Here is a 17,695-nt window from a genome sequence, read left to right as displayed (position 1 = left end):
TAAGTACATTGAATGAAAAAACAGTTTATATTTTTCAATTATTTTGAAAAAGAAAATATATATGGCCTATAAACATTATATACTTGCCCCTAAAACCGTTTTCTAAGTTTAAGATGCCTATACATAAAATTTAAAACCATATATATTAACAATTTTATTTTATCTAAAAAGTATTAATTTGTAATATCTTTTTTTAATCATTGATCAAGTTCTTCTTGTTCTTTAAGTTTTTTGTTTAACTCTTCATCTAGAAAAGGATTCTTAGAACCAACTTTTTTAAAATCGTTTTCTTCATCAATTTTCAATTTTTTTTCTTGTTTCATTTCTGTTTTAGATAACAATTTTTCAGCGTCACTTTGCTGACTAATAATTTTTCTAATTTTAGATTTCTTAATTTCTTGAGATTCCAAGTATTCTTTTTGATATAAAAAGATTTGTTCATTAATTCTAGATAATGACTCAAAAATTGCTCCACTAATCATTGTTATAAAGACTAATGGATAAATTACATAAAATGTAATCATTCCTGAATTTGCAGTTACTGTTAATTCAACAATTACTAAAATTGTTGCTAATAAAGCACTCAAGCAATATGAGGCAAATGAAATTCATAACTTGATTTTGTCTCTTTGTTTATAAATATACTCAGATTTATTTTTTAGAATATTACGAAGAAAAATATATATTGTTAAAGCAGTAATTCCAATAACTAGTAAAATAACACTTGCAGTTATTACCGTTGCTTGTTGATTAAAAATCGTTCTTCATAGTTGCACAAAGACAATTAGAGGGGCTGTTAACACCAAAATTGATGCAATTGTTGCAATGTATTTTACAAATGTATATGTTTTAACATTCATTAGTTCTTATATCCTACGCTTCCTTCAATAATTGTCATTGCGACATTTAAATTTTCATCCAAAACAACAATATCTGCTAATTTGTTAAGAGTCAAACTTCCTGTTGATTCAAAAATTCCTAACTGTTTGGCAATGTTAATTGATGTCATTTTAATTAGTTGTGTCATTGGGATTTGACATACTTGCTGATAAGTTCGAACATTATGATCAAAAGTTGCCCCAGCTCCGGCTAAAACTCCAGTTTCTTTTAAAGCAACTGTCATATTTTGTTTAATAACTTTTAATTCTCCCAATCTATATTCACCATCAGGTAATCCTTTGGCATTCATAGCATCAGTTATAATACAGATGTTATCAGGTCCTTTATGATCATAAATCATTTTTAAAGTATCAGGATGAATATGAATTCCATCTGATATAACTTCAACTAATACATCATGATGATTTAAGGCAGCTGTTGCTAATCCTGGTCGGCGTTGATCAACTCCACTCATGGCATTAAATAAATGAGTAATATGACGAGCTCCTAAATTATAATCTTTTTCAAATTCATATGCTTCCATATTTGAATGTCCAATTGAAGGAACAATTTGATTTTCTATTAAGAAACTAGTATAACTGCCATCTTGAAGTTCTCCAGCATATGTAACCATTTTCAAATTATTATTTGATAGATCAATTAGTTTTTGAGTAATTTCAATGTTTGGTTTAATTAATAATGTTACTTCATGAGCCCCTTTACGGTCTGGTGATATAAAAGGTCCTTCCATGTGTGCGCCTAAACATTTAGCACCAACCTGATTTTTTGTACTCATAAAAGTCCCAAACTCCTGATAATATTTTTCATTATTGGTTTGACTATTAGTAACTGAAGCTTGCAAATATTTCGTAATTCCTTCTTTAGCAACATTAATGGCAAAGGTTTCAAAGCGATTTTCGTCTCCTGTTTCAAAATCAACACCATATCCCCCATGAACATGACAATCAATAAAACCGGGCAAAACTCATTTACCTTCAACATCAATTCCTTCTTTAACTGTTGTACCTTCTTCAATAGCTGCAATCTTTTTATTTTCGACTATAAGATAGCCATTTTCAATAATCTTATCTTCTAAAACAATTTTTGCGTTTTTAATAATCATATTAATTACCTTCTTAATGTATTTTATTTAATAATTATAATCCTTAATTAGAATTTCTCAAAATCACTTGTTTTAAAGTAGTTTTTCGTTGAGGCGGTAAGCGTTTTGCTGCTTTTAAAAATAAACTTTTGCTTCCAACAATAAACAATTCGTCTTTTGCTCGAGTAACAGCTGTATATAAAATTTTCTTATTAAGGAAAAACGCAGTTTTACCATTTTCAATCGTTAAAATAACTTTCTTATATTCACTACCTTGAGTTTTATGAACACTACATGCATAAGATAATGATACGTCATTAAAATTACTTGATTCTAAAACTGCTTGGCTGTTTGAAAAGTCTACAAAGGCATTTTCAAATTTATCGCCTTTAAAATTAATTGTTTCGATAATTCCAATGTCTCCATTGGCAAGATCTAATTGTGAATCATTTTTTAAAAACATAATTTTATCTTTTAAAGTATAACGAAAACGCCCACGATCATATACTTTACTTTGATCTAAAATATTGTCATTATATTCAGCTTGAATAACATTATTTAAATTTTCAATTCCCAATTTACCAGCATAAACTGGTGCAATAATTTGTAAATTTAGTGGTGATTGTTCAAGTTCTATTTTTTCAGAACTAAAAATAGTTTTAACTTGTTCTAAGCCAGTATCAGCATCTTCAGTAAAGCGGCAATTAACATTAGTTAAATTTGAAAAATCAAGGTAATCTAAATTGCTTTCTTGAATGGTATATGCCAAATCAATAATTCCATTACCGCCTTTTTGACGATGGATGCTTTTTAAGATCATTACTGGAAATTTTTGGACTTGAATAATATCTTCAAACATATTTCCAAATCCAACTGATGCTAATTGGTTTACGTCCCCGACTAAAACAATTTTTTTAGCGCTTCCAATTGACTGAATAAATTGTGAAAATAAACGATTTTCAATCATTGAACATTCATCAACAATAATCAAATTATGATGTAATGGGTTATTAGCATCAATATCAAAGTCATCATTGGAATTTGCACATAATAAACGGTGTAGGGTTGTTGCTGGTAGTTCTCATGAACTTTCTCTAATTCTTGAAGCTGCTCGACCAGTTGGCGCCGCAATAGCAATACTTGGCTCATTATAAAGCATATTAAAAAGCTTCACCATTCCACGAATTACAGTTGTTTTCCCAGTTCCAGGTCCTCCAGTTAAAATAAATAATTTATTATGAGCAAACATTCTTAATGCTTGACGTTGTTCTTCATCGTATTTAAAGCTATCATCTTTAGAACTACGTGCAATACTTTTTTCGACTTCATCAATTAGTAATTCTAAACGTTCTTCAGAAACTAGTTTTTGAGTTTCATTAATTTCAATCAATTTCTTTGCAATAATTTGTTCATCATTATAGCTCTCATAAGTATAAATACGTTGTTCTGTTAAAATTAAAAGATCGTGTTCTTTAGCATATAAGATTCCTTGAATTACAGTAGATTCATCTTCAATATTTAAAGTTTTAAAAATCTTTGTAAATAAAGCTGTCTTATCAGTATAAGTATCTCCAGTTTGCATTAAAATATCAGTTGCTAATTTTTGTGCTCAATAAGCAATTCGCTCACGACCAAATTCTTCTTGACCAAAATGCAGTGCAATCTTATCAACATCTTCAAAACTACGCAAACGACGACGAGTTGCAAAAGCATAAAAATGATTCTTGAAAATTGATTCAATTTCTTCATCAGAATCAGTATGTTTTTTCATTTGATTTAAAATATCAATTTTTAAATCATTTTCAAAAAAGATTTCAGTTAAACGCTCACTGTCTTGAATTGCGATCATTTGTTGACGAATAATATATGCTTGTTTTGAATCCAAACCTGGAATTTGAAATAACTCATCATAGTTTTCCTTAATTTTACGAATAACATTAATTTTGTAGTACTCGCAAATAGTTTCAGCTGCTCTTTTTCCAACTCCAGGAAACAATGGTGATGATAAATATTTAATGGTTTGTTCTAAAGAGTTTGTTTCCCCAATTTTATATGATTCAACAGCAAAAGTTTTTCCAAACTTAACATGACTTTCAAACTTTCCTTTAATCTCATAAAGAACTTTATTGCGCATTAACCCAATATTACCTTTAATTTTTATTTGTAATTTGCGATTTTCTTCGCTGCTAAAAATAGCGATTCCTCATCCATCAGCATTTGAATATAAAGTTTTAAAGATATATCCGCGTAGTGTTTTTAGTTCATCCATAAATACCTGCTTTGTTATATTTTAACAAATAAGAGTCAATAACTATAGTTAAAATATTAATTCCTAAATAATAGTTAAAAATTAAAATAATAATTTAGTTAGATTTGGTTATTTTAAATGTAATTTAAACAAACTTTTTGATTTTAAAATTTGTTATGACTTTACTTTTTCGTAATTGTTAGACTTCTGAAAACATTTGATAAACTAAAATTCATAATATTAATGACAAATATATTTATTGAAAAATATTATTAAGTAGACCAATTATGATAAACTTTGATAATTAAGAAATAAGTAATAGATTAAATATTAAAATTGAAAAATACCATTTGAAATGGTATTTTTCAATTTTATTTTAATATTTTTTACTCTGTAATTATTTAATTACTCGACTCTTATTTCCATTTCGTTTTGAAATATTCGGTAGAGATGAGGTTTCACTTCTAGAGTTAGACAAGTTATTAGATAAAGGTTTTGTATTACTTAAAGTATTAGTAGAGTGAGTCTTTGTTTTATAATTAGCAATGCTCGTAAAATTCATATTAAGATCTTTTTCCAAAGCAGCAGCCACTATTTTTTTTAACTCTTTCATTTTTATCGGTCCATTGTTAGTTACAGAAGGTTTTATTTTAAATTCGCCTCTTCGATTATCCCGTATTGAATTTTGAATTTCTATTTTTAGGTCATTTAAAATAGATTCATTATTTCAAATGTGTTCTTCGCCTTTCAATAAAATAATATTATCAGATATTATATTCTCAGTTTTAGAATAAAAATATTGCTTTTCTTTTGTATAAGAACTAGCAGAAATACAAATGATAATAAAACTAAATATGACTATTACAGTAGTTAATAATATAGCTCAACTTGGCATTTTTTTCTCCCTCTATCCTTTTAATTAGTACTTTTCAAATATTCCATAATTTCTTCCTTAATAGAATCTAAAAAACTTTCTTTAATATATGAATTTTTGTTTCATCACTGTGTAGATAATATTCGTTTAAATTTTCATCCTCTATTTTCCAAAAATATTTGACGTTCTATATCTCTTTGTCTTTGATATTCAGAAGAATGAAAAGCCCATCCATCACATTCTATGGCCAATATATATTTGTTAAATCTTTCATCGTAAATAGCCTGGTCAATTTTAAATCCTGAACATTCTATCTGTGTTTTAAGAGATAATTCTGGTGGTAATATTTTGTTAACTGCATCATAAACTTCTTCTTCAAAATGAGAATCAAATTCAAGTTGATCAGTATCACTTTTAGCAACACTAGTTTGATTTTTTAACAATATTTGAACCTCATCAGAATAAAATCCTTCCGGTTTTTGCAATTTTTCACAATACTCCAAAAATTGTTTAAAATGAACTGCTCCAGTTGAGTCTGGATTTGCATTAATTAAATCAGAATTAATTGATTTAATAACATACATTTTTTCTTTTGCACGCGTAATTGCGACATTTAATCTACGTTCTCCACCTTCAGTATTGATAGGCCCAAAGTGATTTCGGAAACTTCCATTTTCGTCTCTTGCAAAACCAACAGAAAAAACTATTATATCCCTTTCATCCCCTTGAACGTTTTCAATATTTTTAATAAATAAATTTTCACCATTTTCTTTCAACTTATAACTATTATAGATATCTACATTTTGACTAGCTAATATTTCTATTTTATCTTCAATGAGTTTTTGTTGTTCGGAATTAAAAGTAATTATACCAATACTTTTTTCACTGTTGTTTTTGACAATGTTTTTTACTAGTTTTATTACTTCATCAGCTTCTACAGCATTTAAACGATTTATTCTTTCTCCGCTTACGTTAATTACCTCAATAGGTTTTTTTTCAAATGTTGGATCGCTAACAACATTTAAATTTCCTTCATAATATTTATGATTTGAAAATTGAATCAATTCTTCAAATCTACTTCGATAATGAAAACTCAACATAAATTTACGATATTTACCTTTAGCAAAATCAATTAGACTTGTTTGATTTGAAAAGTTTACAATATCCTCTTCAAAATTTGTAATATCTTCACTTGTTTCATTTTCTATATTTGTTCGGGATTGAAAAAAACTAGAAGGTGCTAATTGTTTGTCATCTCCCGAAATTATATATTTTTTTGCTCTATACATTGCAGGTAAGCATTTTTCAGTGAATATTTGAGAAGCTTCATCAAATATACAATAATCAAACTCTTCTTTATCAATTGGCAATAATCTATGATTAGAAATTGATTCTGGAGAAGCAATAATAATTGGAAACATCGTCTCAATTATTGGATAGTAATTTTTAAATCATGTTGTAAGCCGAATATGATTTTTGACACTTTCAATATTTCTTCCCATCTTATTGAATAAGGCCGCCATACTTCTGTTAGTATTTGTTTCAATATCATTATATTCTTTGGTTTTAATAGTCTTAACAATATTATTAATATGTTGATTATAAATTCCATTCAAATCAGATTTAGCCTTATTTTTAAATAGTGTTTGCAGCCTATGATTTCAATTAGAATCAAAAAAATTCAAATCATCGCTATTTTTTTTCTCGAAATAATTAACAAAAATTTGTTTAATTGTTAAGTCATTTAATTTTAAGTTGCTTTCTAAAAGAATTTCAATTAACTTCATTAATTTGTGTATATTTTCAATTTCATGTTTATATGAAAAGGCTTTTATCTTTTGTTCATATTCTTTAAATTCGCTTGAATTTAAAAATAGTTTATATTTTTTAATTTTAAATAATGATACTTTTGTACTAATTTTATTATAACCTTTTTTATTGAAAATAAATTTTGGCATACTAGTATTTTGAGTTATAATAGAATTTCAAAAATTTTTATAAGAATAAGATACATTGAATAAATTTTCTATGTTTTTTAAATCTTTTCAAAAACTACTTTTAGTAATAACATTTAAATCAGTTTCTATTTCAAAAAACAAATTATTTTCGTACTTAACAGAGTTATTGTTTGTATCTTGAGAAATATCTCTCAAAAACCTAATATATTTTTTTCCTTCATCAGTATTCATTAGATTTTTATATTTTTTAACATTATTAAAAATATCGATAATTTGTTCATCATAATCGTCAAAGTCAACTTCTAAATATTCATCATTTTGTATAAGTCTTTGAATTTTGTAGTATAAATTTGCTACTTTTTGATGTACATCTTTTGCTTTTTCGTTATTGTGAAGCATAAGAGTAAATTCGTTTAATTTTTTTAGCTTATCGTACACTACTGTAGATGCTACTTTCTTTTCAGTAATGAAAAGAGCCTTGTTATCTTTATATAAAATATTTGCGATTAAGTTAACTATTGTTTGCGATTTCCCAGTTCCAGGAGGTCCAAAAATAAAACTAGACTCTTTTAAGGAATTTAGTACCGCAGATTTTTGAGAATAATCCAAAACAGAAATAGTCTTAATATCTTTTTCGGTTACTTCTTTAGCTTTAATCAATGAATCATATTCTTCTGCTGCAAGTTTTTCAAAAAAATCAATGTCATTTTCAATTATTTCATAAGCCGCTAAAATATTACTTGCTGCTAAGTCATATAAGCCAATTGCTGTAATTGGAATAGGATAAGCATACAAGCCTACCTTTTTAGAATTTAAAAATTTTGATACCTCTTCATTTTTAGAAGAAGAACTAATATCCTCATATTCATTATTAAATATTTTGCTTATTTCATTGTATTCATTAATTAACTTGATCCCTGCTTGATTAAGTAATTTTGCAATATTTTTTTCAGAAAGTTCCTTGCTTTTAAAATCCTCAGAGTTATATTCATAAAAATTTCATTTAATTGAGTTTTTTTGAGCCAATAAATTCATTAAAGCATTGTTAAAGATTACTTCATTTTCTATTTTTAAAGAAAACTCTTTAAGATTTTCTTTTTCAACTATTATTTTTTGTAAAAATAAAGGAGCTCTAAAATAATCTTTATCATTTTTTGAAAGCATACCTTCAATAAAATATTTACCAATAAAAAAGCAATCTTGATTTCGTTCAGAAATTAATAATTTATTTTTTGAAATAATTGTTTTTAATTCTTTTACATAACTATTTATTTTAGCAAACTCTTTAGAATTTGGTTCTGATGTTACAAGTCTAAAATCTATTTTTATTATATTTTCATCTATAGAGTTTTTAAGAGTTTTTTCATCAACAAGAATTTTGAATTTTTGAAATTTAAATAAATTAATCGTACTTGATCTTTTTATAAAACTATTATAATAAATGCTTCCACGTCTATTTGTTGATAATAATCTAGTTTTGAATTCTTTTATTAATGTTTTACTTTCCATACCTATTCCCTTTTGTAATTTTTTGAATATAAAATATATTATAGTAATAAAAAAATCAAATTTTAATTACCATTCATAATAATTTTTTATTTTATCAAATATTTTGTCGGATATTTTAATATTTCTATTTTTAATTATTATTTTGTTTTTAAAGTTTAATTGTTCTTTTCAATAAAAATGTTAGCAAAATTTCCCGTCGATACAAAGTTAGCAGCATTTATTGTTCAAATTAAGCCAGGTGTAAGTAAAATACTTCCCAATATATGTTGATTGCCGATAAAATTGCTATTCACATTAATTTTTTGTTGTGAATTGTAGAACATCCTAAATGAGATACAGATGATGAACTTCCAAAAGTATTAAAACTTAGGTTTGAATTATTGGCGTGATGCACAACTCCACTTCCTCCAAATGTTGCTTTACTTGTTTGGTAAGGTTTAACCGCATAATTTGTAACATTCATTTTAGTATTCGTATCTGGTCTATTACTTTAAACTATGAATAAAAATATTTATTTTTATTCATCAAATAAATCATCAAAATTTAACTGTATTTTATCTATGTCTTCCGTTTTTGGTTTTTTAGTTTTAGTTGTTTTCGGAGTTGTTACATTTCCTAAAATTGATGAAATATCACCCAACAAATCTGATAAATCAGTTCCTTTAATTTCAGCAGCTTTTTCTTTGCCTTGTTCTTTAATAGTTTTAGTTACAACTACCTTATCAGTTACTTTACCTTTATTTGCATCATGTTTAGCTCTAATTTCAGCTTTAGAAACATATTCTTCACCTTCATTTGAATTATTTGTAGATTCAGGTGGTAGATCACCATTTGTAACTTGATAGGCTTTTTCTAAATTGGCAGCAACGATTTGATCAATTCCAGTATCAGCTGTTGTTGAAGCTAAATCCAAGAATTTTGCTTTTGCCACACTAATTTGGTTGTACTCATCATTTTGATCAAGAATTTTGATTGTATCAGTTGCATTCACACTAAATCCATATGAAATATACTCAACGCCACGTTTACGTTCAGGGAATAATCTTGCTCCACGTTTTGGACGAATATAAATTGGAACTTCAGCTTGAGCAACTTTTTTCATACTATCTTTATCAGTAATAAACATAATTGCATCATCATTTTCTAAAGGTTTTCCTGAAACAATCACATCATCTTTAAGATTTGATGCTTTAACCCCTTTGGAGTTAGTTCCTTGAACTGGGATATCTTCAATGTGATAACGAACCCCAAATCCATTACGAGTTATAATTGCACATGTACGAGTTTTTGATGTTACAAGTGAAGCTGAAACAATTTGATCATTATCACTTAATTTCATACATTTAAATGCTCTAGTAAAGATTTTTGTTTCCAAATCAACAATTGGAGTTCTTTTGATCATTCCCAATTTTGTTGTCAATAAAATTTGTTGGGTTGCTTGTTCAAAGTTTTTAATAACAAACGCAGAAACAATTTCTTCATTTCCATCCATTGTAGCAACAGTATTAATATGCACACCCATATCTTTTCATTTACTCATTGGTAATTTATATAACGGAATTGAATAGTATGTTCCAACATTAGAAATTAATAATAAATGTTCTAAGTTAGATACTTTTGTTGATGTTATTCATAAGTCATTTGGCTTACGACCAAAAGTTGCTAAATCATTTTTAGCAACAATCGCATTATCAACAGCTTTCAAATATCCATCTTTAGAAACTCATAAAGTAAATTCTTTTTCAACTAAAGTATCTTTAAATTCAACTTCAAGGCTTTCTACAATATCAGTCATTTCACTACGACGAGGAATGGCAAAGTTTTTCTTAACTTCTTTTAAACGCGAAATAATTTCAGTATCTAGAACTTCTTCGCTATTTAAAATTTCATCTAAATGTTTAATTAAAGTTTCTAGTGAAGCTTTTTCTTCATGAAGTTTAACAATATCTGTTGAAGTTAAACGGTGTAAACGCATATCAACAATCGCAGTTGCTTGAGGTTGAGAAAAATCAAATTGATCAACTAAATTACTAATCGCATCACTACGGTTAGTTGAAGCTCTAATAGCAACAATAATTTGATCTAAAATTGACATTGCTTTAATTAATCCTAAAACCAATTCTAAACGAGTTTTAGCTTTATTAACATCAAATTGAGTACGACGAGTAAACACTTCTTTATAGTGAACAATATATGCTTTGATAATTTCAATAATTCCTAATTGTTGAGGTTGTTTGTCAACAATTACAACATTGTTGTAATTAAATGAAATTGATAATGGAGTATTTTTAAATAAAAACTTACGAACAGTTTCAACGTTTGCTTTATCGCTTAAGTCAATAGCAATTCGTAATCCAGTTCTATCAGTTTCATCACGAATCTCTTGAATTCCTAAACCAGGATTATTATCAATTACTTCTCCGATTTTACGAACAAGATCTTGTTTGACAACTTCATAGGGAATTTCATCAATAATGATATTTCCATTTTCTTCGTGTCATTTTGAATTAATAATTACTTTTCCTTTACCAGTTGCAAAAGCATCGCGAACTCCTTCACGACCTTGAACAACTCCTCCAGTTGGAAAATCAGGTCCTTTAACAATTTCTAAAATTGAATCAAGACGAGTGTTAGGAGTTTTAATTAAACGAATTGTTGCATCAATTATTTCTCCTAAGTTATGGGGAGGCATATTTGTAGCATATCCTGCAGCAATTCCAGTAGCTCCATTTGTTAAGATATTTGGAAAGTAACTTGGCAGAACTGTTGGTTCTTTTTCTGAATCATCAAAGTTTGGAGCAAACATTACGGTATTCTTTTCCAAATCTTCTAACATTAAATTTGAAATTTTTGCCAAACGAGTTTCAGTATAACGCATCGCAGCAGCGCTATCTCCATCAATTGATCCATTGTTTCCTTGCATATCAATTAAAGGCATTCCCAATTTTCAAGTTTGACTCATTCTTACCATTGCATCATAAATTGAAGTATCACCATGAGGGTGATACTTACCAATAACTTCTCCAACAATACGAGCAGATTTTTTATATGCTTTATCAGAGGTTAAGTTTAAATCTCCCATTGCGTATAAGATTCGACGTTGAACAGGTTTTAAACCATCACGAACATCAGGAAGAGCACGTTCTTGAATAATATATTTGGCATAACGTCCAAAACGATCACCCATTAGATCTTCTAATGGGTAAACGACTATTCCTTTTTCATTTTCAACATTACTGTTGTCAATTGTTTTTTTAGCCATTTGGTACTCTCCTATTCTTCTATTTTCACAGTTGGTTCAGCTTCAATGATAATATCCGCTGCTTTATCTTCTAAAGTAAACTTAACGTTATCTTGAATTCACTCTTTACGTTTTTCAGCATCATCACCCATTAAAGTTCTAAAAGCTTTTTCAGCTGCTAACGCATCATCAATTGTTACTAAAATTAATTTTCGTTTGTCAGGATCCATTGTTGTTTCTCACAATTGGTCAGCATTCATTTCTCCTAATCCTTTATAACGTTGAATTTCAAATTTCTTTTTTGAATTTCGTGAATATTCTGCTAATTCGTCTTCGTCTCATAAGTATATAAATGAATGATCTGAAAAAGTTAATTTATATAATGGTGGTAACGCAATAAAAATATGTTTATTAACAATTAAATCTTTCATATATCTAAAGAAGAATGTTAATAATAATGTTTGAATATGAGCTCCATCAGTATCAGCATCCGTCATGATGATAACTTTTCCGTAGTTAATATCAGCAATTTCAAAATCAGATCCAATACCAGCTCCAATAGCTGTAATGATCGTATTAATTTCTTCATTTTTCATTAGATCAGCAATTTTGGCTTTCTCAGAGTTAATAACTTTTCCACGTAATGGTAGAATCGCTTGAAAGGTACGATCTCTTCCAGATTTAGCGCTTCCCCCAGCTGAATCTCCTTCGACAAGATATAACTCGTTAATAGCCTTTTTACGGCCTTGAGCAGGAGTTAATTTACCAAGCATTGAACGCCCTTGTTTTTTTCCTTTAGTATCACGAATTGCTTGACGAGCTTTTCGAGCTTCTTCACGAGCACGACGAGCTAACAGTGCTTTTTCTACAATTTTAGTTGCAGGAACTTTATTTTCAGTTAATCAAAAGTTAAAAAAGTTGTAAGTAATTTGCTCAACTGCTGCTTTAGCATCGGGAGTTCCTAATTTTCCTTTAGTTTGACCTTCATATTCAATTAAGTCTTCAGGAATTTTAACAGTTACAATAGCAATTAATCCTTCACGAAGATCATTTGAATCTAAACGAGCTTCTTTTTCTTTTAAAATTTTAGTATTTTTAGCATAATCGTTAATTGCTCGTGCCAAACCTGCTTTAAATCCAGTAATGTGAGTTCCACCATCACTTGTTTTAACATTATTTGCGAATCCTAAAACGGTTTCATTGTAATCTTCAGTATACTGTAAACAAATTTCAGCTTCAATACGACGAACATCTCCTTTAACAGTCACAGGATCAGTAATTTTTTTAAAGTCTTCTCCTAATTCACGAACAAACTCTTGCAAACCATTTTCATAGTTATATTCAACGTGCTTATCAGTTGTTTCATCTTTTAAAGTAATTTGCAATCCAGAATTTAAAAGAGCTGATTCTTTCAAACGTTCAGCAATTGTTGTAAAACTAAATTTAGTTGTAGTAAAAATTGAATCATCGGGTAAAAAATTAACTGTTGTTCCAGTTTTATAAGTATTTCCAGTTTGCACAAGTGGTTTTGCTAACTTTCCTCCATCTTTAAATTCAATTTCATTTATTTGTTTATCACGATGGATAGTAACTTTGAATTTTTTAGATAAAGCATTAACAACTGAGGACCCAACTCCGTGAAGTCCTCCAGATGTTTTATATCCACTTCCACCAAATTTTCCTCCAGCATGAAGCACAGAAAAAATCACCTCAGGAGTAGGTTTACCAGTCGCATGCATTCCAATTGGAACTCCACGGCCATTATCTGAAACAGTTACTGATCCGTTCTTTTCAAGTACAACATTAATTTCTGTAGCATATCCAGCTAATGCCTCATCAATTGAGTTATCAACAATTTCTCAAACCAAGTGATGTAAACCACGTCCATCTGTTGAACCAATGTACATTCCTGGACGTTTTCGAACTGCTTCTAAACCTTCAAGAACCTGAATGGCACTTTCATCATAGCTATTTTTAGTATTTGCCATATTAGTCTCCTTTTCATAACAAAATATCAAAGTCTTAAACTTTGTCTATTTATAAATTATAAATGTAAATAAATAAAATGTGAAAAAGTTTTCCACTTTTCCACATTATTATGTTTTTTTATAAGCATATATATGATTTGTTTTTGGAAAGTGAACTGCGTAACAAACTTCGTTTTTTCAAGAGGCAATTAAATTAGAGTTTTTATTAACAAATTTAATTTCTAATGAATATACTAGTATAGTTATTTTATTTGCATTTATTTGATAAAGATCTATCTTTCTATCACCAAAATAAAAATTTTTGCTTTCAATATCCATAGTCGAGAAACTATATTCCGCACTTCCAGCAGCAAATAAATTTATTTCTTGGTTTTCTTCAAACACTGTTCTGTACGCTTTTTCATCCAAATCTGGACGCATCAGTATTAAATTTACATTTGTATTAATTGCATTTTTGGCATAAGCATTTCATAGACTTTTATCTATATTAACTTTGTCTAAAAAAGATTCAAAGCTTTCTCCCATATATAACTCAAATTCGCTTATATTATTAAACTCCTTCAAACCATGCTTAATATTTCCAAACTTTAACGGTATGGCTTCTTTTTTTAGTTTTTGAAGCATATTTTTTTCGAACTCGTTGCTCCTTAATTTAACCTTAGTTTGTGAAAATCATGATTTCAAGTATCCTTTAGACATTTTTGGAGAAACTCCTTTTCTTGTTAAATTCATTTGCAGTTTTCTATCGCCTAATCTGAAATGTATATTTTTAATTCATTCTTCAATTGAACCATATTCACCATTTTCAAGTCTTCCGAGTTCATCTCACATTTCTTCTTCCAGTTGCCTCAAAATTTCAAAACGACTTTTTAACTTGTCTGATAAGAATATTTTAATATATTCAATTGTTTGTCTTCTATAACCAAATCATCTTCCTCTTTGAAGCAGCGTATCAACATTTGCCTGTTTGGCTTCCCTAGACATGTAAACAGTTGTCAAATTTTTAAATGTCACTCCTCTTTCTATCATTGCAGCACCTATATATATGGTCAAAGGGTCATCATGTATTTGAGAATTTTTTTTATAGTTTTGATTAATAATTGATATTTCTATCCCTGGTAAAGATTCTGTAACAAGTTTAATAAGTTCTTTATCTAGTTTATTGCTAATATTTGCTTTTCTATTTAGTACTTTTTCAAAACCCAAATTTATAAAGTTCATATATCCTTTTTTAAATTCAATTGAGTCAGATCTTTTTTTAGAATAATCCATTTGCAATTGAATAATATTTTGAATGTTAGATTTAATATTTTCGTGAACTATTTTTTTTTCTGAATTATGAATCAACATTTCTGATGCATTTATTTTTAAATCAATACACTTAAGAGCTGCAGAAATTAGAAATGTTGAAACTGCTTTTCTTATAGATAGATTTTGATTAAACCTTACATCATGTTCTTTTCCCAAAATCATATCTTTCTCAGGAATAATTATAATATTATTACTTTCTTCACTGTGAAAAGCATCTAATCCAGTGTAATTTTCATCTGGTATTATTCTTTTAATAAACTTAGGTAAAAATATATCTTTTTCATCAATAAAAAGATTTGCATAAGGAGTCGCTGTCACAGTTATAAAAGAATAATTTCTAATTAATTCTCTTATATGACTTATTTCACTATTTCATTTAGTTGCATTTTTATTTTCATAAAAAGCATTGGCATTTAAAGTTCCTTGGTCTCCTTCATCATCAATTATTAAAAACTTTTTATTTACCAAATTTTCGTTCTTTTTCAATAATGTTTGTATTCGATCGAAACTAACATTTTCTTTCATAGCGATAATAACAATTTTAGTTCCATTATTTATTCATTTAAGAACGTCATCATTTTCTTTATCATTTTTAATAACTTTTACAAGTGGTTTCAGATCTCTTTTTAGAATATCTTGCTTGCTAAATAATTCAGAAATTCGATCACAATTTTGATTATACAATTTATTTTCTTTTCCAGCAAAAACAAGTGCAATGTCATAACCATTATCAAATGAGGTTGATATTAAAGCTAAAAAATTTGCAGTTTTACCAGATTGAACTTTTCCAACTAAAAGTCCCGTTTTATTATTTGGTTTTTGATCTTCTCCCATCATTTCTTTTAAAGTATCTTTACTATTTTTTATCATCATTTCAGCTTTACTTTTAGATAAAAACGGTTCTTTACTGTAAACATTTATAAAATTAGTTTCAAATATATTATTGTTGCTCATACTATTTATATCCCTTCAAAAACTTATTCATTTGCAAATTAATTGATTCTATTCCTAAATCATTTTTTATTGCAAAAATCATAGATGTAGCATATGCAGACACAAACTGCTTAATAAATTTTAAAAAATGTTGATCAGAAGAAAATGGTTTAATAAATTCATGATCTATATACAAAATAAAAGAATACTTATCATCATTATTTATCAAAATATCAATTCAATTTGTGGGTTCTTTTTTATTTGATATTAAATAATTAATATTTGTCACTTCTCCAGTTAAATAATCTTCAAAAACAATTTCAATGTGCTCTAAAATATCATTACTTTTTTGATAAGAATCTAGTTCAATGTCATTAATAGTTATTTCTGTTTCTGTATTTATTGAATTTTTGAAACTTTCTTTGATTTCTTTGTTTACGTCCTTTTTATATTTTTTATCTTTAAAAATTTCAATATTCACTGGTTCTTTTTTTCTTATTTCATGAGCTATTTTTTTAATTTTTCTGGCATCCGTTTTGTTAATCAAAAAATCTATAAAAGCATCCTCAAGACCATTATTTCATGAAAAACCGTCTTTAGCTTGGTTTACCGGAAAATTATCCATATTAATTTCCCCTATAATTCTAATATCCTCAAAAGAACCCGACTGCCCACTAATTTCCTTAACTTTATATCCACTATAAGGTTTTCCACCAGTTATTACTCTGCCTCTACGCAAAAGGGCAAAACCGTTTCATTTTCTTGATGATATTTCCAATGCTCCAATTCATCCAAAAACTTTATATTTTGTTCCTTCAAAATCTATATAATCATCAAACGTAGTCTTTACTTCATAATCAGCATTTTGCGGGTTATTTTTCTCTCCCTCCTTGATAACGTATATTTTTTTATTTTCCCATTGAATAGAAGGAATGTTTATATACGCATCTGAAGTTTTCCCGTATTTGTTTCCATTAAAATCGTATCAGCATCCATCGCTTTTTTTATACTCCGCAAGAATTATTTCAATACTGCCGGTCTCCAAATCGTTTCTATATATGCTTGATAACAAATCAATCAGATTTTGTTTTTGAATTTTGCTTTTGGGAACGTTTGACATATTTTTAAGGAAAATAGTTGTTCCATGATTTAATTCAGAAACCTCTTTTGTTTCAACCCTTAAAGTATTAGCTTCTTCTCGTTCTAAATCATCAACATTCAAAACTATTTTATATTGCTCATTGCTTGTTAAAGAAGAAGACGTTATTCTTAGTTCATTAGCAAATCAAACTCCTGCCGTTTTTAAACCCATTCCAAATTCATTTCTTCCGCTTCTATCTTTTGGAATATCATTTAATCTTATTGCTCTTTGAAAATCATCAAAATTCATTCCATATGCATTGTCTTTTATTTGTAAAAAAGAATCTTCAGGTTTTCCCATATTACCATAAAGAACATATATTTTAAGTTTGTATGTTTGATTTTTAAGTTTATAAATATTTTCTAACTCATCTTTATGATCAAAATAAGAACTGGTAGAGTTATCTATAAATTCGGCAATAGCGGTCTCAAGTTGATAAGACATTCTTTTAAATGCTTTATAAATCGAAGTTTTAGGACTTATATCTATTTCTTTTTTTTCCATTGTAATT

At 27.8% G+C, this 17,695-nt stretch carries 10 protein-coding genes; all 10 read right to left on the bottom strand.

Going from position 1 to position 17,695, the window contains the following annotated elements; genetic code table 4:
• Positions 1 to 173 precede the first annotated feature (173 nt).
• The 10 genes from CXP39_RS01955 to CXP39_RS01915 all read right to left on the bottom strand — a co-directional run bounded on the left by CXP39_RS01955 (position 174) and on the right by CXP39_RS01915 (position 17,688).
• A complete protein-coding gene (locus tag CXP39_RS01955; protein ID WP_051591854.1) occupies positions 174 to 860 on the bottom strand; it encodes an MFS transporter in 687 nt (228 codons plus the stop codon).
• Entirely contained in the window at positions 860 to 2,002 is a 1,143-nt protein-coding gene (gene nagA, locus CXP39_RS01950; RefSeq protein ID WP_027048093.1) for an N-acetylglucosamine-6-phosphate deacetylase, read from the bottom strand. Before nagA ends, CXP39_RS01955 begins: the two co-directional genes overlap by 1 nt.
• Positions 2,003 to 2,045: 43 nt before the next feature.
• Positions 2,046 to 4,250, bottom strand: a complete 2,205-nt coding sequence (recD2, locus tag CXP39_RS01945; RefSeq protein ID WP_027048094.1) for an SF1B family DNA helicase RecD2 — start codon at positions 4,248 to 4,250, stop codon at positions 2,046 to 2,048.
• A 376-nt stretch (positions 4,251 to 4,626) separates the two neighbouring features.
• The gene (locus tag CXP39_RS01940; protein ID WP_027048095.1) at positions 4,627 to 5,124 is read right to left on the bottom strand and encodes a hypothetical protein; all 498 of its coding nucleotides are present in this window, start codon (positions 5,122 to 5,124) and stop codon (positions 4,627 to 4,629) included.
• Between the two features lie 20 nt (positions 5,125 to 5,144).
• Complete coding sequence (locus CXP39_RS01935; RefSeq protein ID WP_027048096.1) at positions 5,145 to 8,570, bottom strand: AAA domain-containing protein; 3,426 nt, start codon at positions 8,568 to 8,570, stop codon at positions 5,145 to 5,147.
• A 229-nt stretch (positions 8,571 to 8,799) separates the two neighbouring features.
• Positions 8,800 to 9,033: a hypothetical protein gene (locus tag CXP39_RS03965; protein ID WP_157055047.1), complete on the bottom strand. Its 234-nt coding sequence runs from the start codon at positions 9,031 to 9,033 to the stop codon at positions 8,800 to 8,802.
• A 54-nt stretch (positions 9,034 to 9,087) separates the two neighbouring features.
• Positions 9,088 to 11,832 carry a DNA topoisomerase IV subunit A gene (gene parC / locus CXP39_RS01930; RefSeq protein ID WP_051591855.1) on the bottom strand — a complete coding sequence of 915 codons (2,745 nt, stop codon included), beginning with the start codon at positions 11,830 to 11,832 and terminating at the stop codon, positions 9,088 to 9,090.
• 11 nt (positions 11,833 to 11,843) lie between these two features.
• Entirely contained in the window at positions 11,844 to 13,799 is a 1,956-nt protein-coding gene (parE, locus tag CXP39_RS01925) for a DNA topoisomerase IV subunit B (protein WP_027048098.1), read from the bottom strand.
• Positions 13,800 to 13,907: 108 nt separating this feature from the next.
• On the bottom strand, positions 13,908 to 16,064 hold the full coding sequence (locus tag CXP39_RS01920) for a Z1 domain-containing protein (protein ID WP_027048099.1): 2,157 nt from the start codon (positions 16,062 to 16,064) through the stop codon (positions 13,908 to 13,910).
• A gap of 1 nt (position 16,065) precedes the next feature.
• Entirely contained in the window at positions 16,066 to 17,688 is a 1,623-nt protein-coding gene (locus tag CXP39_RS01915) for an ATP-binding protein (RefSeq protein ID WP_027048100.1), read from the bottom strand.
• Positions 17,689 to 17,695 lie beyond the last annotated feature (7 nt).

The sequence above is a fragment of the Mesoplasma syrphidae genome (genome assembly GCF_002843565.1).
Taxonomy (GTDB): domain Bacteria; phylum Bacillota_I; class Bacilli_A; order Mycoplasmatales; family Mycoplasmataceae; genus Tullyiplasma; species Tullyiplasma syrphidae.
The sequence above is the reverse complement of the archived record's forward strand: the minus strand, read 5'-3'. Positions and strand labels throughout refer to the sequence as shown.